Consider the following 22,064-nt stretch of genomic DNA (forward strand, 5'->3'; position numbering starts at 1 on the left):
CTTTAGATATGCTAAAAATTCCTTATTTTTGCAAACCTATAATTTACAATAAATATGTTTAATAGTTTACAGGATAAATTAGACAAGGCATTACATAATATTTCCGGAAGAGGAAAAATTACTGAAATCAATGTTGCGGAAACCGTAAAGGAGATCCGTAGAGCATTGGTGGATGCCGACGTTAACTATAAAGTTGCCAAAGATCTTACAAAAAGAGTTCAGGATAAAGCATTAGGAGAAAACGTTCTTACTTCCCTTACTCCGGGACAGTTGATGACGAAAATTGTTCATGATGAACTGGTAGACCTGATGGGAGGTTCTCAGGAAGGAATTAATCTTTCAGGAAAACCTACTGTAATCCTTATTGCAGGTCTTCAGGGATCTGGTAAGACAACTTTCTCAGGAAAGCTTGCTAATTATTTACAGACAAAAAGAAATAAAAAACCTTTATTGGTAGCCTGTGACGTATACCGTCCTGCAGCAATTGACCAGCTGAAAGTATTAGGAGGACAGATCAATGTTCCTGTTTTTACTGAAGAAGGCTCTACAAATCCTTCTACCATTGCTGAAAATGCAATTAATTTTGCAAAATCAAACGGCCATGATGTAGTAATTGTGGATACGGCAGGTCGTTTGGCCATTGATGAGCAGATGATGAACGAGATTAAATCTGTTCATTACTTCATTAAACCCAATGAAACGCTATTCGTAGTAGACTCCATGACAGGTCAGGATGCTGTGAATACAGCAAAAGCATTCAATGATGCTTTGAACTTTGACGGAGTTGTTTTAACGAAATTAGATGGTGATACAAGAGGTGGTGCTGCACTGACAATCCGTTCTGTTGTTGAAAAACCAATCAAATTTATCTCTACAGGAGAAAAAATGGAAGCTTTAGATCTTTTCTACCCGGAAAGGATGGCAGACAGGATCCTGGGAATGGGAGACGTTGTTTCCTTAGTAGAAAGAGCTCAGGAGCAGTTTGACGAAGAAGAAGCTAAAAAACTTCACAAAAAAATTGCTAAAAACGAATTCGGTTTTGATGATTTCCTTAAGCAGATCAATCAAATCAAGAAGATGGGTAACATGAAGGATTTGATGGGAATGATTCCCGGAGTTGGAAAAGCGATTAAAGACGTAGAAATCAGTGATGATGCATTTAAGCACATTGAAGCGATCATCTACTCTATGACTCCTGAAGAAAGAAGAAGACCTTCTATCATCAATACACAGAGAAAAGGAAGAATTGCTAAAGGTGCCGGCAGAAAAATCGAAGACGTGAATCAATTGATGAAACAGTTCGATCAGATGGGTAAAATGATGAAGATGATGCAGGGACCTCAAGGAAAGCAAATGATGCAGATGATGAGCAAAATGCCAAATATGCCTGGAATGGGTGGAATGTTTGGAAAATAAGAAAGACAAAAATCATTCATAAAAAAACTCTCAGAAATTCTGAGAGTTTTTTGTTTTTATATTGAGATCTGTTTATTTAAACTTATACCCTACTCCTAACTGAAAGAAATTCATTTTTAATGTTTCACCATCCACAGGATTCTTGATCATATTTGTAAGACCAAAACTATAGCGTGCATCTACAAAGAATCCTTTGTATACTTTATAATCTGCCCCTAAGAACAAACCGAAATCAGTAGATTTCAACCCGTCATTCAATTCTCTTTCTAAATAACGCTCCCCTTCTTTAAGTCCTGAAGGATCTACCATACCGGCATTAGGACCACTTATTTCAAATTTTACTTTATTATTTGTTTTAAAGCTTACATAAGGACCTGCGTAAATTCCCAGCTCCGGAGTTGCGTAATACCTTGCGGATACAGGAATTACAATTCTGTTAAGATTCATCTTTTCAGTTACAGTAATGCCTGTGCCTGGTATTCCAACCTCTGCCTTTCCTCCAAGATTAGCATATTCTACTTCTCCCTGAACCGCAAATTTAGCTGTGAATTTGTGCTCAACCAAACCTCCGATATAAAACCCTGATTTTGATTTTAAATTTGCTTCTACCCCTCCCAATTCAAGATCTCCTTCACTGGAATTTAATTTTGATAAAGCATATCCTGCTTTTACACCGAATGTCGTTTGTGCATTCAAACCTGCAAATAAAGCAATTGCAGATGCCAATAAGATTTTTTTCATGATTATTAAATAGTTTTATAGTAAAGAAGCCCTAAGGTGGCCATCTCAGGGCTAATATATCTATTTTATTTATTATTTTGCAAATACATATTTAACTCCAAAAGTCACGGACGTTAAACTGATACCAAATTTGTAATCATCAGTTCTTTTTGCCCCGTCAATATCTCTTTTGTGAGTATTGTACCCGAACTCTCCTATTGTAGCTTCAATTGACCAGTTCTTCGTGATGAAATAGTCCAGCCCTGGCTTGATATTCACTCCAATATTGGTATAGTTATTTTCTCTGTTCAAAGCAGCTGTAAGTAATGGATCCGCATCGTTAATATTACTGTTTGCATTCATTTTTTCCTTACCAAACTCTAATGGAACCTGTAACTGCCCGAAGATGTATAATTTATCCGATAAAGTCCAGTATTTTCTCACGAATGGAGCTACCACAAAAGCATTATCTGTATATTTAACTTCAAATACATTACTGATGGCAGGATTGCCCAATTTGTATTTTGTAACAGCACTTTTATAGCCTATACCAAGTCCCACAGCCAGATTATTAGTAACGAAATACCCCGCTGTAGGAAGGATTCTGATCACATCATCCTTTCTATTGGTTTCAAATTCGTTTTTCTCATTGTGATAATATCCTACCTGACCTGAAAGATAAGAAGTTCCTTTTGCAATCTGTGCATTTGATAAACCGAAAAGCGCCACAGCGCCCATCAATACGATTTTTTTCATGATTATTATATTAGTTTTATATAGAAAAAAAGCCCTAAGAGTTTCTCAGGGCTTTCTTGCTATATGCTTTGTTTATTATTTTGCAAATACATATTTAACTCCGAAAGTTACAGAAGATAAATTCAATCCGAAGTTGTAGTTGTTTGTAGCATCACCATCTTTTGGCTTGTAGTTGCTATAACCGAACTCACCGATAGTAGCTTCAATAGACCAGTTTTTGTTTAAGAAATAATCTAAACCTGGTTTAACAGTAACACCGATTTTAGTGTATTTAGCTTCAGTTGAAGTTGAAGTTGAAACTGTATTGTTTCCTATTGTAGTTACAGAGTTAGTTTCAGTTTCAGTTTTTCCAAATTGCATTGGCACTGCTAATTGACCGAAGAAATATAACTTGTCAGATAAAGTCCAGTATTTTCTTACGAATGGAGCAACAACAAAAGCTGGTTGCTTAGTGATGCTTTCCCCTACTGTGTTACCAAGAGTAGTTGTTATAGTGTTCTTTTCAGTTTGGTATCCAACTCCTAATCCAATTGCTAGGTTAGTGTTTACGAAATATCCAACTGTAGGTAATACATTGAAGTTTTCTTTTTTATCGTTACCGTTGTTAGATTCTACCTGAGAATAACCAACAGATCCTGATAAATATGTAGTTCCTTTAGCAATCTGAGCGTTTGATAAACCAAAAAGTGCAACAGCACCCGCTAATAATATTTTTTTCATTTTAAAAAATTTTAATACTTTCTGAGGGCAAATTTACAGTGGTCCCCACTAATATTAAAATTTGTTAATGTGATTAATATCATTGTTAAAATTTGGAGTTTTATAAAAATAAATCCTAGTTAAGAGGACTTATTAAGTTTTTCACAAGATTATGAATAAAAAAATCACTTTTTTTCAACAAGAGACAAATATATTTAACTTTTTAAATTTTGCGATTTTTTGCAAAACCCCACCAATTCTGGAGAAATGCTAAAATTAATTAACCTAAACCATTAATTTTAAAGTTATTAACTCTTAAAATTTAAACAAATGTTTATTATTCAAAGCTGTTTTTCCTTATTTCTAATCGTTATACATCCACTCTATTAAAAATTCATGATCAGAAATCCGTACAGTCTATATATAAGTAATCAAAAAACTCCGGCCTTCGGCCGGAGTTTTCATATACAATTGCTTTTCCTTATTTCAAGAAGAAATTATAACCAATGTTAACAGCTCCTACATTCCAGCTATAGCTTCCCCATCCTGGCAGGTCACGCTTGTTGCTGATAGATTGGTAACCGATGTACAACTCCCCTTTAGACATTTGATATCCAAATTTAGGCTGTGCATAGAAACCACCATCTACACCATCTTTTGTAGAAATACCGTATCCAAGGTCTAATCCTACAAAGATAGGAGCTCCTTTAAATCTATATTTCCCGGAAACAGCTACAGGAACAAATCCGAAATCATCAAAGTGATCTTTTCCGAAGAAATGAGAATATCCTGTGGTTACCCCAAGATCAAGACCTTTAGCAATATTCCACATATAAGCTGCATCTACTCCTAATGTAAACGAAGATACATCACTTGCATCTGATACGGGAACACCAATATGTCCACCGATTTTAAAACCTTCCTGCGCTTGAGCAGCACCTCCTAAAAGTGCAAAAGCACCTAGTAATAATAGTTTTTTCATTTTTTTAGTAGCTTTGAATTACCGTGCAAAAATACTAATTATTTTTATTATTAGAATAAACCATACTACAACAGGAAAAGCAGGACAAAATTTGTCCTGCATTATATTATTTGATAGTAAAAAATTTCAGAATTAGTTTCCTCCGAATTTGAAACCCACACCCACCTGAGCAAAGCTGTTCTTTACAGTACCTCCGCTGTTGTCATTGGATAGGTTGGATACTCCTAAGCTGTATCTTGCATCAAAGAAAAGACCGTTTTCCAGCATATATTCAACACCTAAGAACGGAGCAAGGTTCAATGATTTGATATCTTTTTTAATATCTACATCACCGCCTTCACCTTCCATTTCTACATCAAGGAAATCTGAACCGATGACAGTCTTTTGTTTAGCGGTAAGAATAATTCCCACGTTAAGACCTGCAGCTACAGAGAAGCCTTCTGTAATAAAGTATTTTGCAGAAACAGGAACCAAAAGAGTCCCGAAAGTCACTTTAGTCGACTCCCCGAAATACATTCCTCCGGCGTTTACTCCATCAATCTTTTCTTTAGCTCCAAGTGGTGAATACAACACCTCTCCCTGAACAGCAAAGTTATCATTGAATTTGTACTCAGCCATTCCACCGATATAGAAGGTATATTTAGGAGACATTTTTCTTCCGTCAAGATCATCTTGCTTATCGTCTAGTTTAATGGTAGACATTGCGAAACCGGCTTTTGGACCAAATCGAAATTCTTGTGCGTTGGCACAAATTCCCATAGCAGCGACTGCCGCAACAAGTAAAAGTTTTTTCATGTTTAATTAGTTTTTACATTTAAAGGTCTGCAAAACTAATTATTTTTTTCAAATTAACAAATTTTAACTAACCAATTTAAGGTTAATAAAAGGTTAATGGAAACTTTTACTCATCCTCCCTAGTCGTTTCTTAGTCTCTTTTCCTCATCGTTATAAGCCAGGATAATCTTTCTTACTACCGGATGCCTTACCACATCCTCTTCTGTAAGATGTACAAATCCTATTTCTTTCACTCCATTTAAAATTCTCATGGCTTCTTTCAATCCGGACTGTTGATTTTTAGGAAGGTCAATCTGACTTGGATCTCCTGTAATAATGAACTTGGCATTCATCCCCATTCTGGTAAGGAACATTTTCATCTGAGCATGAGTGGTGTTCTGTGCTTCATCAAGAATCACAAAAGCATCATCCAAAGTACGTCCTCTCATGAAAGCCAATGGTGCTACTTCAATCACTTTCTTCTCCATGAAACCTTCCAGTTTCTCATGCGGAATCATATCACGAAGTGCATCATACAAAGGTTGTAAATACGGATCAAGTTTTTCTTTAAGATCACCAGGCAGAAATCCCAGACTCTCTCCTGCTTCTACAGCCGGTCTTGTCAGGATAATTCTTTTCACCTCTTTATCTCTCAAAGCTCTTGCCGCCAATGCCACACTGGTATATGTTTTTCCGGTTCCTGCAGGTCCAATGGCAAAAACCATGTCCTTTTTCTCCGTCTCTTTTACCAGCTTTTTAAGATTGGTTGTTTTAGCTTTAATAACTTTTCCGTTAACTCCTTTTACAATGATATCCTGATCGAATACCAGTTGCTTCTCATTTTCGTCTTTAATATTCAATATATTTTCAACATCTTTCAGCCCTATTGAATTGTTTTTGGAGATAAAACTGACAATATCATCCAGTTTTTGTTTCAGTATGTCTAAAGCTTCCTGATTTCCCATGGCAAAGATAAAATGATCTCTTCCTGTAATTTTAATGGTTGGAAAACTTGATTTTATTAAGTTGAAATATTGGTTATTAACTCCATAGAAGATTTTCGCATCGATATCTTCCAAATCATATGTTAATTCAAACATGCAGTATTTTTATTTTTAGATTTTAAAATTAAAGCTTTTTTTCAAATTTATATCAAATTCTTTTCAACAATCTTTCGGGCTTTCTTTTTATTTTAAATAACTTTGCAATACTACACTATTCTATAAATTGCTCATGTCAATTATTACCCTTACTTCGGATTTCGGAAATTTAGATTACAGAGTTGCCGCTGTGAAAGGCAAAATTCTGTCCCTAAACCCTGAGGTTAATATTATTGATATAACCCACGATATCCAGGCATTCAACCTTATACAGACTTCGTATATTGTAAGAAATGCTTATAAATATTTTCCTAAAGGAAGCATTCACATTCTTTCTGTAGACAGTTTTTACAACAAATCAAGAAAGAATCTCATCTATAAAGCAGACGGATCTTATTTCCTGGCAGCAGATAATGGTCTTTTAAGCCTTATATTTTTTGATATTAAACCGGAAGCGATCTACGAACTTACGCTGAACAATCGTTTTGACGACGTTATCAACTTTACTTCTACAGACATTTTTGTTCCTGCAGCAGTACATCTTGCCAATGGTGGACTTCCTGAAGTCATAGGAAGGAAAATAAGCACCGCAAAACAACTGATGTTTCCACGAGCGGTTTATAATGAATCGGAAGGGATGATTATTGGTGAAGTGACTTATATTGACAATTTCGGAAATATAATATCAAATATCAATAAAGATTTTTTTGAAAACATCAGTAAAGGTTACAGTAGTTTTACTATAAAATTCAGAAATTTAAGCCTTTCAAGAATATTTTCAAGTCATACAGAAGTCGTTTCAGACTGGAAAAGGGAGACTGAATTCCACGGACAGTCTGCTGCAATCTTCAATGATAGCCAGTTATTGGAGCTTACCATCTACAAAGGAAGCAAGAAAAACGGTGCTAAAAGCCTGTTTGGCCTGAATGTAGGTGAAAATATTTATATCGAATTCAGCTAAGATTATATATTTCTTAAAAAAACCGATTTTTTTTATATATTTGTCAAAATCTAAAAATCAAAAATGGCAGAATACAAATTATTGCTTCCATCCATGGGAGAAGGGGTTATGGAAGCGACAATTATCACTTGGTTATTCAATGAAGGTGATAACGTAAAGGAGGATGACTCCGTAGTAGAAATTGCAACAGATAAAGTAGATTCAGATGTACCGACACCAGTTTCGGGGAAAATTGTAAAAATTTTAAAGCAAAAAGATGAAGTTGCAAAAGTAGGTGAAGCCATTGCTATTTTAGAAATTGAAGGAGAAGGTTCAGCTTCTGAAGAAGTAAAAACTGAAACTCCGGCAGCTACTCCGGATGCTGAAACTTTAAAAGCGATTGAAGAACCTCTACAAACAGTAGCTGCTTCAAACGTAGAATTCTCAGGAGACCTTTATCTATCTCCACTGGTAAAATCTATAGCACAACAGGAAAATATTTCTGAAACCGAACTGAAATCTATCAAAGGAAACGGTTTAGAAGGAAGAATTACCAAAGAAGATATATTAGCGTATGTTGCTAACAGAGGAAGTAAGCCAGCTCAGCAAGCGGCTCCTGTACAGGCAGCTTCTACTCCACAACCAGCAGTATCTGCTCCTGCAGCTACCATTCCGGTAAATGCAGGTGATGAAATCATTCCAATGGACAGAATGAGAAAGATCATCGCTGAAAACATGGTAAAAGCGAAACAAATTGCTCCACACGTTACTTCATTCATTGAAACAGACGTTACCAACGTTGTAAAATGGAGAAATAAAAACAAAGCAGTATTCGAAAAACGTGAAGGTGAAAAACTGACTTTCATGCCTATTTTCGTAAAAGCTGTAGTGAAAGCAATCCAGGATTTCCCAATGATCAATGTTTCTGTTAATGGTGAAAACATCATTAAAAAGAAAAACATCAATATCGGTATGGCTACTGCTCTTCCGGACGGAAACCTTATCGTTCCTGTCATCAAAAATGCAGATCAGTTATCTCTTTCAGGTCTTGCAAAAGCAATCAATGACCTGGCTTACAGAGCAAGAAACAAGAAATTGAGACCAGAAGACACTCAAGGGGCAACTTATACAATTTCTAACGTAGGAAGTTTCGGAAACCTGATGGGAACACCGATCATTCCTCAGCCTCAGGTAGCTATTTTAGCCATCGGAGCAATCGTTAAGAAGCCTGCAGTTCTTGAAACAGCTGACGGAGATGTAATCGCAATCAGAAACTTAATGTTCATGTCTCACTCTTATGACCACAGAGTGGTAGACGGTTCTCTCGGAGGAATGATGCTGAAGCACGTTCACGACTACCTTGAAAACTGGGATCTGAACACAGAAATATAAGTAATAAATAATCAGTAATAAGTAATTTTGCTTATTGCAGATCATATAAAATGAAAACCTTCGATTAAATCGGAGGTTTTTTGTTTTTTACCAGTTAAGTTTGATAAACTTTCAAAAGACCAAATATTTCGCAAAATAAATATCAAATACTCAATAAAAATAACAATTACCAAACAAATCAACAATTATCAAAATCATTTATATACTATACTAACTTTTTTGGAAATTAGATTGATTAACATTATTTTTAAACAAATATTATTTGAGAAAATGGATCCGGATTACAGAAAATATGACGTTACACGATTTTTTGATTTCACAGAGGAAGATGAAAAATTAATTACTGAGGTTTTTGATCTGCTTTCTGAGTCATATGATATTTCAGTAATTGATAGTAAAGAATCCCCTTATGAACAATTCAGCTCTCATGATATATATTCATTGTTTATCCCACAAATCTGCTATTTAGTAAAAGGCAAAACCCAAAAAAGTTCTTTCTATCTTTTTATTGTCAGTAAAGTTGGAATAACTTCCAGAGGTGGGCGTTTAGGACGTAAATATGACACTATTCAGCTTTGGGGATTAAAAGAATTAGATGAAAATTTTGGATATATTTTTCTCAATAAAAAGAAATTAATGGATAAAATTGCAGGAATTTTCAGCAGTTTCAATGTCAATTTTAAAGACCGTGATTTTAAAGACTTTTATGTAGTAGGAAATGATCAATTTAAAGTCATGAACTTTTTAACCCAGCAAAGAAAAAATACCATCAAAAGTTTCCCCAACGAGGATTTTAAACTTGAAGTGAGAAACAGTATTTTAAGTTTTGGCATTCCTGATATTCTTACGGTTGAAAGTGCTGAAATCATTTCAAAGTTTTTAAACGAAATATAATTTCCAAAAATTTTACCGTAATTTCATCCCTCAAAACCTGCAAATGCTGAAAATTTTCGCCCTAATAAAAAGATCTCTCAAAAATTCCTTCGATAACATACGGAATGAACAGCTGAAACACAACCTGCTTCAGGCCATCCCTTTTTGGATAGGATCTGTAATTACAGGCTTTTTTGCTGTAATGTATGCACAGGTATTTGCATGGGGTGAACATCTCATGAATTTTATTTTCGACTGGCATGCATGGATGATTTTTATTATTGCTCCCCTTGGATTTGTTTTATCGTGGTGGTTGGTGAAAGAATTTGCTCCTAATGCCAAAGGAAGTGGTATTCCTCAAGTGATGGCAGCTGTAGAACTGGCCAATCCGAAAGAACATAGGAAAATCCGGAATCTGTTAAGTATTAAGATTATTTTTTTTAAAATACTGTCTTCCGTGATCCTCGTAATCGGAGGAGGTGCAGTAGGACGTGAAGGCCCTACCATTCAGATAGCAGGTTCAGTTTTCAGAAAAGTGAATGAATACCTTCCGGAATGGTGGCCGAAGATTTCCAAGAAAAACATGATTATGACAGGAGCTGCAGCCGGACTTGCTGCCGCATTTAATACTCCGCTTGGAGGAATTGTGTTTGCAGTTGAAGAATTGTCAAAAACCCATATCAATTACTTTAAAACGGCTTTATTTACAGCAGTAATCATTGCAGGTCTTACCGCTCAAACATTGGCAGGATCTTATTTATATCTGGGATACCCCAAAACCAATGATGTTTCTTTAATGGTTATGTTTCCCATTGTATTGGTTGCTGCTACTGCTGGCATTATGGCTAGCCAACTATCTGTTACCATGCTTAAAATCAATAGCTGGAAGAAGAAAAAACTGAAAACGGATAGAGCCAATGTTGTTTTTCTTATTGCTTGTGCTTTAATTATTGCTTCCATCGCTTATTTCATCAACAGAGAAGTTCTGGGATCAGGAAAAGAAATCATGGAACGCGTTCTTTTTACTAAAGACAAGCACGAAGACTGGTATGTTCCTATCCTCAGAATGCTTGGCCCTGCACTTTCCTTTACTTCAGGAGGTGCTGGCGGAATTTTTGCTCCAGCTCTTACTGCGGGTGCAAGTATAGGTTCTGTTATTTCAGGAATTATTCATTTAACACCTAACGAAACCAATGTGGTGATTCTGGCGGGAATGGTAGCTTTTCTTACCGGTATTACAAGAGCTCCGTTTACTTCAGCCATTATTGTGCTGGAAATGACGGACAGACATTCCCTGATATTCCATCTGATGCTTGCCGGAATGGTATCTTCTATTGCCTCTATTCTGGTGAGCAGACATTCTTTGTATGATGTTTTGAAGGTGAATTTTCTGGCGGAAATCAGATCCAAAGATGAAACTGAATCCAGAAATCAATAAAAAGATGAATAAACATTCTCAGGAAACGTCAACTATTTCACCAATACTCTTGCATATAAGAAATATATTTTCTACTTTTGCACCTCGAAATAATTAACAAATTTTTTAACATTATGAACAATTACGAAACTGTTTTCATTTTAACTCCCGTTCTATCTGAGGCACAGGTAGAGGAAGCAGTGAACAAGTATGTAGATCTAATCAAAGAAAAGAACTGCGAAATCGTTGCTAAAGAAAACTGGGGATTAAAAAAATTAGCTTACCCAATTCAATTGAAAAAGAATGGGTTCTATACTTTAATCGAATTTAAAGGAGAAGGTACTGTAGTTGCTGATTTAGAATTAGCATTTAAGCGTGACGAAAGAGTAATCCGTTACCTTACTACAAAACTTGACAAGCACGCTGTAGAGTACGCTGTAACAAGAAGAGCTAAAGTAAAAGCAGCTAAAGCTTAATTATTAACCCTATTTTTTAAAAAAGACAAGACATGGCAATAGATGAAATGGCTAAACAAGCCTCAGCAGGAGGAGAATCAGAAGTAAAATTCCTTACTCCACTTGATATCAATACAAAATCTGAAAAGAAATATTGTAGATTCAAAAAATACGGAATTAAGCACGTTGATTACAAAGATGCTGATTTCTTATTACAATTTGTAAACGAGCAAGGTAAAATTTTACCAAGAAGATACACTGGAACTTCTTTAAAATACCAAAGAAAAGTTTCTGCTGCTATCAAAAGAGCAAGACACCTTGCTTTACTACCATACGTAGCTGACTTATTGAAATAAGACAAAAAATAAATAAAAGAAGAGATCTCCTCTTCTTTTGTTGCTGAATACATCATTAATTCTAACTTGATTTTAGATATAAAACTAAAATCTTAAAAAGGACAACAACAATGGAAATTATCCTAAAAAAAGACGTAGAAAACTTAGGACTTGAGTTTGATACAGTAAACGTAAAGCCAGGTTATGCTAGAAACTTCTTAATTCCTCAAGGAATTGCTCTTTTAGCTACCCCTAAAAACAAAGCTGCTTTAGAAGCTACATTAGAAGCTAGAAAAGAAGAAGAAGCTAAATTAATCGCTGCTGCTAACGCTGTAGTTGAGCAATTGAAGAAAACTTCTATCACGATCCCTGCAAAAGTAGGTACTGGTGACAAATTATTCGGATCTATCAACAATGCTGATCTATCTGCTGCTTTAGAAAAAGCTGGTGTTTCTGTAGAGAAAAAATACATCAAAATTCCTGGTAACACAATCAAGAGAACTGGTAAATTCGCAGCTCTTATCAGACTTCACAGAAATGTAGAGTACAACTATGAGTTTGATATCGTATCTGACGCTCCAGTTGTAGCTGCTCCTGCTGCTAAGAAAGAAGAAGCTAAATCTGAAGAAGCTTAATATAAGCAACTGAGATTTTCTCACAATACAAAACCACTTCAATTTATTGAGGTGGTTTTTTTATGTAATTTAGAAAGAGTTACGCAGAGACTACCCAGTACTTTTGCTTGGCAAAAATCCACCTCTTCTGAGAAGGGGAATGTAGGAAATCTTAACTGCTATTACTCGTTACATTGGCTTTTTAACAACCTTATATGTAAGAACAGGCAAGAAAGTTTATCCCGTTATAAAAACCTGTTACCACGTAACACGCAACCCGAATCTCAAACTCTCAAACGCTCCTACTCACTACTTATCCCCTCTCAATTTGTGCTGATACTCCGTAGGGGCAATACCGATTACCTTTTTGAAAATATTACTGAACGACGAGAGGCTGTTGTACCCTACCATCATAGCAATTTCGTACATATTATATTTTCCTTCCAGCATCAGCTCAAGGGAGCGGGTAATTCTCAACGCTCTTAGAAAACGAATGTAATTCATGCCCAGAATCTCTTTAAATTTCCTGGAAAGGGTTCTCGTACTCATTCCAAATTCTTTTGCCGTAGATTCGATTGTAAGAGGCTTCTCAAGGTTAGCATGAATATATCTTGCAATTTTCAGTAAAGTTTCATCTTTGGGAAACGGATGCTGTATGGGAAAGGCAAGGTGTTTGTGTTTTTTCTCTTGCAAGACATCTTTAAGAGCTTTGAGAAAAAAATATTTAGACGTGTCATTTTTTGTGATTTTCCCATCCCATTCTTTAGTATACAAAATCATCTCCCGCAGTAAATTATTTACAGAATAAATATTGATTTCATCAAAAAAGCCACTTTCATTTTCTTCTTTTTTAAAATAAAAGTTATATAAATCAACCTTTGGACTGGTAGAAAAGATATAGTGAGGAGTTCCGGCTGGAATCCACATAAAACATCTGGCAGGAAGATACCAGTGTTTCTGATCTGTAAAAACATGTACAATACCGCCTTCTGCATAGACTAACTGTGCAGAACTGTGATAATGAATTTCCGTGGTTACATTTCCGGTAAGGACATGATAAACGTAAAATTCGGTATCATCTTCTTCTACTTCTTTAAAATGGCTGTTGTTCATCCCATAAAGGTAAGAAGAATTTCTAAATTGGCGTAAATGAGCAAATCTTTTTCTGTTTTCACAAATAGGGTCTGTGGCTTCTCATCGTAACTTTGCTGCATCAAAATCATTTTAGCAAAAATCTTTTAATTAATTTATGAATATCATATTTAACGCATGCCGGTATATGTGCATTGCGTTGTGCTTATTATTGAGCAATTTTTTACACTCACAGATGATCGATTACCAGCATCTCGGCTTACAACAAGCTGTAGAGATTGGTCTGAAAAACAATAAAAACATACAGATAAGTCATCTCAAACAGGAAATGTCCGTTACCAAAGAAAAAGATCTCAAAATGGAAAAGCTTCCGGACATTGAGTTTCATACAAGCTACAATCAGGTAACGAACCTGTTTCAGCATCAGAATGGTGTATTTAATAAAGCCACCAAGTACGATGCGATTAATGGAATGTACGATTTTACATTATCTGCTTCAATCCCGGTTTACATGGGAGGAAAAATTAAAAATACAGAGAAAAAAGCGGCTATAGATACTGAAGTTTCAGCTTTAAAAACCCATCTGGACGAAAGACAGCTTAAAATGGCCATCATTACTGCTTTTCTACAAATCCATCATTTAAAAGAGCAACAGAGTCTTATTAATGATAAAATGAAAGAAGATTCTGTAAACATCAAGCAGGTAAAAGCTTTGAAAGCTAATGGTGTTGTAACGGTAAATGAAGTCTTAAGAACTTCACTGCAGCTGTCAAACCATAAAATGAGCTGGACGGAACTGGATAATGATATTCAGATCGCAGAACATAAATTGAAGACGATTCTTTCTCTTCCTGAAAATCAGGAAATGCATGTGAATACAGAAGATTTGATTTCAGACAATGCAACGATTCCCTATGTTGATGAACTGACAGAAACTGCTTTAAACAAAAATGAGTCTGTTGAAATCACTCATAAGAATCTTTCTCTTAAGGAGCTAGATCAAAAGATTATCAAAGCGAATTATTTACCCAAAATTACAGCTGGTGGAGAATATTTTTTAAAATATCCGAATATGATGTTCTTTCCTCCTGAACCCTATGCATATCGTTTGGGAATGGTAGGTGTAAATCTTACCTATCCTATCGAAAATCTGTACAAAAACAAATACAGAATGCAGGAAGCACGGGAAAATATTGATCTTGCCAAACTGCAGATTGAAGAAAACGAGGAAAATCTAAGACATAATGTTTATGAGGCTTATAAAAAGTTTGAAGAGACAGACCAGAAGGTGAAAATTGCTGAAGAAGCGATTAATCAGGCTAAAGAAAATTACCGTATTGTAAGAACTAAATACGCTAATAAACTAAGTCTTATCACTGAACTGATAGACGCCGATAATACTTATCTGGAAGCTGAATCTAATCTTATTTCCGTAAAAATCAACAGACAACTTAAATATTACCAACTCCAATATACGATTGGAAACTTATAAAAACTATGGCACAGAAACAATTGACACAAAAGGAAAAAAGAATCAACAAATCCATTACTTTACTGGCCTGGATCCTTATTATCAGCGGAATCACAGGAATGGTAAGCTTTTATCTTTTTTCTAGAAAAAATGTGACGACGAATGATGCGCAGATCGAGCAATATATAACGCCTGTATCCAGTAAGGTATCGGGTTTCATCAAAACGATACGATTTAACGAAAATCAGTTTGTACATAAAGGAGATACTTTAATTGTCATTGACAACAGAGAGTTTGTGAATCAGGTACACATGGCTGAAGCGAATCTTCATGCCAATACGGCAACCATCAGTACCATTGAAAGTGGTGTCAGCACCAAAGAAAGTGACACAAAAATTATTGATGCTAAAATTGCTTCCGCAAAAATTGATATCTGGAGAACAGAACAGGATTACAAAAGATATAAAAACCTTTTGACAGAAGATGCGGCTACAGAGCAGGAATTTGAAAATGTAAAAGCATCTTATGAACAGTCAAAAGCCAATCTTTTAGCATTGGAACAGCAGAAAAATGCAGTAAAAGCCGGAGCGAACGAACAACAGACGAAAGTTGCTCCTGTAAAAAGCCAGATCCAACAGAGTTCTGCAAGTCTTAATAATGCGAAACTGTATCTTTCTTATACTGTCATTACGGCTCCTTATGACGGGTGGGTTGGAAAAAAGACCATTCAGGAAGGGCAGTTGATTAAAGAAGGTCAGGCCCTGGTTCAGATTGTCAGCAAAGAAAAATGGATTATTGCTAATTATAAAGAAACACAGCTTGGGCAGATTGACCAAAGCCAGGAAGTAATTATTACTGCAGATGCTTATCCCGATGTTGAGTTTAAAGGAAAAATTCTTTCCGTTTCTCCAGCTTCAGGTTCTCAGTTTTCCTTAGTAAAACCTGATAATGCAACGGGAAACTTTGTGAAAATTGAACAGAGATTTCCTGTGAAAATTATTCTAGATAACAATAAAGACAACGAAAAACTGCTTTCCGGAATGAATGTTCTGGTAAGTGCGAAGAAGATATGAGTTTGAGTGTGGGAGGGTTTAGAGTATTAGAGTATTAGAGTATTAGAGTATAAAAATATCCGGTTTTATTATCATTTTCAAATTCTCTCATTTTCAAATTTTCAAATTAAATTATTTTTTTAGCGAAAAGACAAACTGCAAAATAGCGAATCTGCAAATTTTTTCTTACGCATATTTGCCATTTTACCTTTTACTTATTTACACCTTTGCCCTTTGTCTTTTCGCATTTTTAAATCAGGTTCAATGACAATTTGTTCATTTACCATCTCCTTTTTCTAAGCTTAATGCTTACAAATTATGCAACATAATACAGTTTATCATAAATGGGTACCACAATGGCTGAAACTGCCACTTCTTATACTGGCATTGTTTCCCCACCTGATGTTGTTGTCGCTTTTACATTCGAACAGCGCCTTCACATCTTCTTTTATGGATGTAGATTCAGATGACATCCAGTATTTAATGATTTTGATGTATGGGACATTTGTGGTTACCCTTTTAGTTTTACAGCGGTTTATGGCCTATTTCAGTGTCAAATATTATGTACTGTTGATGGCTTCCATTTCCGTTATTATTCTTTACGTTTTATCAGTTACCCATGATTATCATGTTATATTGGTGATTCGGTTTTTAGAAGGAATTTTCGGGCTGCTGGAAGGGGCTATTTTCCTTCCTTTAATTATTGCTGAATTAAAAACAAAACACGCCAAAGTTTTAGCATACCTCTTCATGTATACGATCATGCTGACAGGAGGAACAATTACCACTTCCCTGCTAAAATCAAGCATTGAAGATTACGATTTTCAGCATATGATTCTGATGATGGTGTATTTTCATGTATTTGTACTGATTATAGGCATTGCTTTATTCAACAGAAACAGATTCTTTCCTAAAAAACCTTTATACCAATTGGATATTACAAGCTGGTTTTTGCTTTGGGTTTGTCTGCAGGCTGGCGGCTATGCTATTATTTATGGGAAAAGACTCATGTGGTTTGAATCTGATACCATTATCATGTGCCTTTTTATATTCCTTCTTTCAGGAGGCTTATTTATGCTTAAACAAAGAAATTCTAAGAGACCTTTGTTTCATTTTGAAGTTTTCAGCTCCAAAAATGTCATTGCGGGAATGATTCTGTTTTTTATTTTTTATTTGATCCGTTCAGGGCTAAATAACGTCTACAGCATTATGGCTACAGTATGGAAATGGCCCTGGGATTATATTGTGAACATCCAGTACTGGAATGTGGCAGGAACTCTTGTGGGAATACTATTATCAGGAATCTGTCTGGTTCGTGGAATATCTTCAAGAATTGTTTTCTTTACCGGATTTCTTTTACTGGCCATAGATTGTGCCTGGTTTACCTATACTTTTTATCCTGACACTACCCTTTCCACCATCTGTCCGCCTTTATTTCTGCAGGGAGTAGCTCAGGGATTATTATTTACGCCGCTTGTTTTCTTTTTAATTTCAGGAACTCGTGAAGAATATGTATCCAACGCTACGGCACTGGGAACGACAACCCGTTTCTGGACAACTGCGATCGGTTACGCTTTGATGCAGAATCTGATGTTATTTTTAACATTAAAACATTCTGATACCCTCAGTGCTAATCTTACAGATACCAATCCCGTTTTTTACAGTCAGTGGAATCAAATTTTCGGAGCTCATATTTCCAAACTGTCAGTGAATGATTCTTTATCCATGACAGCAGGAGCTTTTAAGGCTAAAATAACAGCCCAATCTATTCTCCTTTCCAATATGGAAATTTTCACAGGATTGTTCTGGCTGGCGCTTGTTACCGCAATTGGTCTGTTGCTTTACCATCCTGTAAAAATAGCAGTGAGGAATATTATGTAAAAGAAAGAAGTTTCGCTTAAAATTTTTTGGCCGATTTATTGTTCGTATTTTTAAACCGCAATATTGCGCAGATGACTACGTTTAACACAAAAGCCTACCCATGGAAATTGAAAGTATTTTACTGAAGCAAAGAGATTTTTTCACTACCCAACAAACCAAAAGCCTTGCTTTCCGGAAAATGTATCTTGAAAAGCTTAAAAAGCTTATTATTTCTAATGAAAATATGCTGTGTGAGGCGATTTATAAAGATTTTGGAAAATCGAGATTTGATACCTTCACAACAGAGCTGTCTTTCATTGTGAATGATATTAATTACTATATTAAAAACTTAAAGTCCCTTTCAAAACCTAAAAAAGTAAGCACCAACCTTGTCAATCAGCTGGGAACCAGTAAAGTTTATGCTGATCCGCTTGGCTGTATACTCGTCATCGGAGCCTGGAATTATCCTTATCAATTATCACTTTCTCCTATTATTGCCGCAATGGCTGCCGGAAACTGTTGTATTCTTAAGCCCAGCGAAATAGCCGAAAATACAATGAAAGCTATGGCATCCATGATCAATGAAAATTTTCCCCCTGAATATCTTTATGTGTATGAAGGAGGAATTGAAGAAACAACAGCTCTTTTAAGATTAAAATTTGACAAAATATTTTTTACAGGAAGTACAAAAGTTGGAAAGATTGTTTATAAAGCGGCTGCAGAACATTTAACTCCCGTAACCCTTGAACTGGGTGGAAAATCTCCGGCTATTGTTACAAAAAATGCGAATCTCGAAATGGCTGCCAAAAGAATTGTGTGGGGAAAATTTCTCAATGCCGGGCAGACCTGTGTAGCTCCTGATTATCTGTTGGTGGAAGAAACTATTCAGGAACAGTTTCTGGAAATGTTGAGAAAATACATCAAAGAATTTAAATATGATCAGGATTCTGAACAATATACAAGAATTATTAACCTAAAGAATTTCCAGCGCCTTATCCGCCTTATTGATCAGGAAAAAGTATACTCAGGAGGTCACTTCAACGAGGAAAAACTGTATATAGAACCTACTATTTTGAATCCAGTAGATTGGAATGATGCAATTATGCAGGAAGAAATTTTCGGACCGCTGCTTCCGGTCATCAGTTTTCAAAATTATAATGCTGCACTCAACTCTATTGTAGAACTTGAAAAACCACTGGCAGCTTATCTTTTCACCAACGATTCTGAGGAAAAAGAGAACTTTACCCGTAAATTGTCGTTCGGAGGAGGCTGTATCAATGATACGGTGATGCATTTAAGCAATGATCATCTTCCGTTTGGAGGAGTGGGAAGTTCCGGTATGGGAAATTACCATGGGAAATATGGCTTCGAAACCTTTTCTCACGCAAAATCAATTCTTGAAAAAGCGACATGGGGAGAACCGAATATTAAATATCCACCTTATTCTGAGAAAAAATTAAGCTGGATCAAAAAATTAATGTAATACTGAAGTCCCTATTTACAGATTACACTCATTGTATGGTAATTATATAAATCAACTCAATAGAAATAAAAAACTGCCTCATTGCTGAAGCAGTTTTTATATTTTATCCTTTTTTAGGAGCCCAGGTTGTAAAGAATTCTTTCACTTTTTCTTTACTATATCCTTTCCCTTCTTCTAAAACATCACTTTGCTGAACTTTGATCATTTTCCCATCTTTATCTAAAACAATAAAAACCGGATAACCAAATTTATCCCCTGGATTGCCATATTGGGCAAAAACCTTTTCATTCTTGTTATCAGGAGAAAAGTTTAAATGATAGTAGACATAGTTCTTATCTACAATTTCCTTCAGTTCAGGGGTAGTCTGAACGTAATTATTAAAACGAAGACACCAGATACACCAGTTTCCACCAGCCTGGATCATTACATTCTTGCCTTCTTTCTTAGCCTGAGCAACTAATTTATTAATATCAGCCTGAGCATCCGCTTTTGGATCATATGGCTTTGGAAGCTTCGCTTTTTCTTCAGCGGCCTTTTTCTGAGCTTCTAATTTAGCCTGCTCTGCAGGCACTATAAGAGCTGTTTTTTGTTTTCCTTTATCGGGCGAATTCTTTACATCTTGCGAAAAAGCGAAAACACTTAATCCCAAGGAAGCGAATATTATCAATTTTTTCATAATATAAAAGTAAAAAAAATAACATATATCCTTCTGCAAAAATAGAACCATAATTTTATTATCACTAAATTTGCGTGTTTTATGAATTTTCTAATCAAAATATTAACTCTGATCTCTAAGCTTCCGCTTAAAATATTGTATATTTTTTCGGACGTTATCTTTTTCCTGAATTATTATATTGTAGGATACAGGAAAGAGGTTATCACTCAAAACCTTAGAAAGTCTTTCCCTGAAAAATCCGAAGAGGAAATAAAAGAAATCCGAAAGAAATTCTACCTTAATTTTTCAGATTATCTGGTAGAAACCATTAAATCTTTCACTATTTCAGAGACAGAATCCCGGGTGAGAATGCAGCATATCAATCAGCATTTATTTCACGAAGCTAAAGAAGAAGGTAAAAATATTATCCTTTTGGCAGGGCACGTTTTCAATTGGGAATGGATCAATGCACTGGCAAAAATTATCCCTCAGGCACATTGCCACCCCGTGTACAGAAAGGTAAACAGTGATTTCTGGGAAAATCAGATGAAGAAAGTCCGAAACAAATTTGGAAACGAAGCACTGGAAGCCAATGAAGTTATTCTGAATATTTTCAGATCTAAAAATAACGGAGATTCAGCTTATATGTTTGTAGCTGATCAAACACCTCACCACGCTCATGTCACTTACGGACTGGAATTTTTGAATCAGCGTACTCCTGCTTTCATAGGCTATGACAGGCTTGCTACAAGGATGGATCTTGTGTTCATCTATTGTGAAATGAAAAAGGTAAAACGCGGTTATTATCAGGTTAATTATCACAGAATATATCCGGATGGTGAAAAGTTTACAGAAAATGAAGTAGTGAGAAAATTTCATAAATTATTGGAAAACACTTTACACAAATATCCGGACAACTATCTTTGGTCACACAGAAAATGGAAATACCAGGATTCTATTAAAAATTTTGATTCTGAAAAAAAATAAATTGACATGCAGAAAAAACTGGCAGTAGCCATCTTAAACTGGAACGGCAGAAATTGGCTTGAAAAATTTCTTCCGGGAGTGGTTCAATTTTCTCAGAATACAGATATCTATGTAATAGACAACCTTTCTACAGATGATTCCATTGAATTTCTACAAAAGAACTTCCCAACAGTAAACATTATTAGAAATGATAAAAACTATGGGTTTGCAGGAGGTTACAATGAGGGATTGAAAGCAATCAAACATGAATATTACTGTCTTCTCAATTCAGATGTGGAAGTTACAGAGAACTGGACAGAACCTGTGTTGGAATTATTGGAAAAAAATCCTTTAATTTCAGCAGTACAACCTAAAATTTTATCTTATCATAACAGAAGTCATTTCGAATTTGCCGGGGCTGCCGGTGGATTGATTGACAACCTTGGATATCCTTATTGCAGAGGAAGGGTTTTTGATGATCTGGAAGAAGATAAAGGCCAGTATAATGATGAAACAGAGATCTTCTGGGCATCAGGATGCTGCTTTTTTATCCGTTCAACAGATTTTTGGGATCAGAATGGTTTTGACGCAAGATTTTTTGCTCATCAGGAAGAAATTGACCTTTGCTGGAGACTTATCAACTCAGGAAAAAAGATTTATTATACCGGAAAAGCCAGTGTTTATCATGTAGGTGGTGGAACGCTCAACAAACAGAGTGCACAAAAGACTTATTTAAACATCAGAAATAATCTTTCCATGATGCTTAAAAATCTTCCTTTTCCACAACTGATCTGGCTGATTTTTTTCAGATTATGTCTGGATGGTGTGGCTGGAATTTATTTTGGATTAAAGCATGGTTTTCCACATCTGTGGGCTGTAGTAAGAGCTCATTTTGGATTTTATGCTCAGCTTCCCGGAACATGGAAACTTCGCCAGAAACATCAGAAGAATGACTTCTACCAATCAAAATGGTTGATTTTTAAACACTTTTTGGGAGGAAGGGAATAGGTGG

The 22,064-nt window shown here is 35.6% G+C and carries 22 protein-coding genes; 14 read left to right on the top strand and 8 right to left on the bottom strand.

Annotation, left to right across the window (positions count from 1 at the left end):
• Window positions 1–54: 54 nt before the first annotated feature.
• Window positions 55–1,416: a signal recognition particle protein gene (gene ffh / locus BUE84_RS12260; RefSeq protein WP_034695428.1), complete on the top strand. Its 1,362-nt coding sequence runs from the start codon at window positions 55–57 to the stop codon at window positions 1,414–1,416.
• A gap of 72 nt (window positions 1,417–1,488) precedes the next feature.
• Here ffh and BUE84_RS12265 read toward each other — a convergent pair whose 3' ends face one another.
• From BUE84_RS12265 to BUE84_RS12290, 6 genes are all read right to left on the bottom strand, one after another.
• A complete protein-coding gene (locus tag BUE84_RS12265) occupies window positions 1,489–2,157 on the bottom strand; it encodes a porin family protein (RefSeq protein ID WP_079241866.1) in 669 nt (222 codons plus the stop codon).
• Between the two features lie 72 nt (window positions 2,158–2,229).
• Complete coding sequence (locus tag BUE84_RS12270; protein WP_079241867.1) at window positions 2,230–2,892, bottom strand: outer membrane beta-barrel protein; 663 nt, start codon at window positions 2,890–2,892, stop codon at window positions 2,230–2,232.
• A gap of 75 nt (window positions 2,893–2,967) precedes the next feature.
• Window positions 2,968–3,612: an outer membrane beta-barrel protein gene (locus tag BUE84_RS12275; protein ID WP_079241868.1), complete on the bottom strand. Its 645-nt coding sequence runs from the start codon at window positions 3,610–3,612 to the stop codon at window positions 2,968–2,970.
• Between the two features lie 460 nt (window positions 3,613–4,072).
• Window positions 4,073–4,573 carry a hypothetical protein gene (locus BUE84_RS12280; protein ID WP_079241869.1) on the bottom strand — a complete coding sequence of 167 codons (501 nt, stop codon included), beginning with the start codon at window positions 4,571–4,573 and terminating at the stop codon, window positions 4,073–4,075.
• A gap of 132 nt (window positions 4,574–4,705) precedes the next feature.
• Window positions 4,706–5,368, bottom strand: a complete 663-nt coding sequence (locus tag BUE84_RS12285; RefSeq protein WP_079241870.1) for a porin family protein — start codon at window positions 5,366–5,368, stop codon at window positions 4,706–4,708.
• Between the two features lie 119 nt (window positions 5,369–5,487).
• Window positions 5,488–6,447, bottom strand: coding sequence for a PhoH family protein (locus BUE84_RS12290; protein ID WP_002979097.1), 960 nt, complete (start codon window positions 6,445–6,447; stop codon window positions 5,488–5,490).
• A gap of 133 nt (window positions 6,448–6,580) precedes the next feature.
• Between BUE84_RS12290 and BUE84_RS12295 the strand changes: the two genes are divergently transcribed.
• The 7 genes from BUE84_RS12295 to rplI all read left to right on the top strand — a co-directional run bounded on the left by BUE84_RS12295 (window position 6,581) and on the right by rplI (window position 12,494).
• Window positions 6,581–7,408, top strand: coding sequence for an S-adenosyl-l-methionine hydroxide adenosyltransferase family protein (locus tag BUE84_RS12295; protein WP_079241871.1), 828 nt, complete (start codon window positions 6,581–6,583; stop codon window positions 7,406–7,408).
• Window positions 7,409–7,471: 63 nt separating this feature from the next.
• Window positions 7,472–8,779, top strand: a complete 1,308-nt coding sequence (locus BUE84_RS12300; protein WP_079241872.1) for a dihydrolipoamide acetyltransferase family protein — start codon at window positions 7,472–7,474, stop codon at window positions 8,777–8,779.
• A gap of 270 nt (window positions 8,780–9,049) precedes the next feature.
• Window positions 9,050–9,673, top strand: coding sequence for a hypothetical protein (locus BUE84_RS12305; RefSeq protein ID WP_079241873.1), 624 nt, complete (start codon window positions 9,050–9,052; stop codon window positions 9,671–9,673).
• 43 nt (window positions 9,674–9,716) lie between these two features.
• Window positions 9,717–11,090, top strand: coding sequence for a chloride channel protein (locus tag BUE84_RS12310; RefSeq protein WP_079241874.1), 1,374 nt, complete (start codon window positions 9,717–9,719; stop codon window positions 11,088–11,090).
• A gap of 113 nt (window positions 11,091–11,203) precedes the next feature.
• Window positions 11,204–11,545, top strand: coding sequence for a 30S ribosomal protein S6 (rpsF, locus tag BUE84_RS12315; RefSeq protein ID WP_034695444.1), 342 nt, complete (start codon window positions 11,204–11,206; stop codon window positions 11,543–11,545).
• A 32-nt stretch (window positions 11,546–11,577) separates the two neighbouring features.
• Complete coding sequence (gene rpsR, locus BUE84_RS12320; protein ID WP_002979091.1) at window positions 11,578–11,880, top strand: 30S ribosomal protein S18; 303 nt, start codon at window positions 11,578–11,580, stop codon at window positions 11,878–11,880.
• A 110-nt stretch (window positions 11,881–11,990) separates the two neighbouring features.
• The gene (rplI, locus tag BUE84_RS12325; RefSeq protein WP_068945117.1) at window positions 11,991–12,494 is read left to right on the top strand and encodes a 50S ribosomal protein L9; all 504 of its coding nucleotides are present in this window, start codon (window positions 11,991–11,993) and stop codon (window positions 12,492–12,494) included.
• A gap of 288 nt (window positions 12,495–12,782) precedes the next feature.
• Here rplI and BUE84_RS12330 read toward each other — a convergent pair whose 3' ends face one another.
• The gene (locus tag BUE84_RS12330; protein WP_079241875.1) at window positions 12,783–13,586 is read right to left on the bottom strand and encodes a helix-turn-helix domain-containing protein; all 804 of its coding nucleotides are present in this window, start codon (window positions 13,584–13,586) and stop codon (window positions 12,783–12,785) included.
• Between the two features lie 214 nt (window positions 13,587–13,800).
• Between BUE84_RS12330 and BUE84_RS12335 the strand changes: the two genes are divergently transcribed.
• The 4 genes from BUE84_RS12335 to BUE84_RS12350 all read left to right on the top strand — a co-directional run bounded on the left by BUE84_RS12335 (window position 13,801) and on the right by BUE84_RS12350 (window position 19,431).
• Window positions 13,801–15,057, top strand: coding sequence for a TolC family protein (locus tag BUE84_RS12335; protein WP_079241876.1), 1,257 nt, complete (start codon window positions 13,801–13,803; stop codon window positions 15,055–15,057).
• A gap of 5 nt (window positions 15,058–15,062) precedes the next feature.
• Window positions 15,063–16,109, top strand: coding sequence for an HlyD family secretion protein (locus tag BUE84_RS12340; RefSeq protein WP_079241877.1), 1,047 nt, complete (start codon window positions 15,063–15,065; stop codon window positions 16,107–16,109).
• 297 nt (window positions 16,110–16,406) lie between these two features.
• The gene (locus tag BUE84_RS12345) at window positions 16,407–17,969 is read left to right on the top strand and encodes a hypothetical protein (RefSeq protein ID WP_145953240.1); all 1,563 of its coding nucleotides are present in this window, start codon (window positions 16,407–16,409) and stop codon (window positions 17,967–17,969) included.
• A 100-nt stretch (window positions 17,970–18,069) separates the two neighbouring features.
• Window positions 18,070–19,431 (top strand): aldehyde dehydrogenase, encoded by a 1,362-nt coding sequence (locus BUE84_RS12350; protein WP_079241879.1) that lies wholly within the window; start codon window positions 18,070–18,072, stop codon window positions 19,429–19,431.
• Between the two features lie 103 nt (window positions 19,432–19,534).
• Here the strand turns inward: BUE84_RS12350 and BUE84_RS12355 are convergent, their stop codons facing one another.
• Entirely contained in the window at window positions 19,535–20,107 is a 573-nt protein-coding gene (locus tag BUE84_RS12355) for a thioredoxin family protein (RefSeq protein ID WP_079241880.1), read from the bottom strand.
• Window positions 20,108–20,188: 81 nt separating this feature from the next.
• Here BUE84_RS12355 and BUE84_RS12360 point away from each other — a divergent pair, with 81 nt between their 5' ends.
• Window positions 20,189–21,073 (top strand): lysophospholipid acyltransferase family protein, encoded by an 885-nt coding sequence (locus BUE84_RS12360; RefSeq protein WP_079241881.1) that lies wholly within the window; start codon window positions 20,189–20,191, stop codon window positions 21,071–21,073.
• A 6-nt stretch (window positions 21,074–21,079) separates the two neighbouring features.
• Window positions 21,080–22,060, top strand: a complete 981-nt coding sequence (locus BUE84_RS12365; protein ID WP_079241882.1) for a glycosyltransferase family 2 protein — start codon at window positions 21,080–21,082, stop codon at window positions 22,058–22,060.
• The last annotated feature ends 4 nt before the right edge of the window (window positions 22,061–22,064 follow it).

Origin of the sequence: Chryseobacterium indologenes (assembly GCF_002025665.1) — a bacterium.
GTDB lineage: Bacteria > Bacteroidota > Bacteroidia > Flavobacteriales > Weeksellaceae > Chryseobacterium > Chryseobacterium metallicongregator.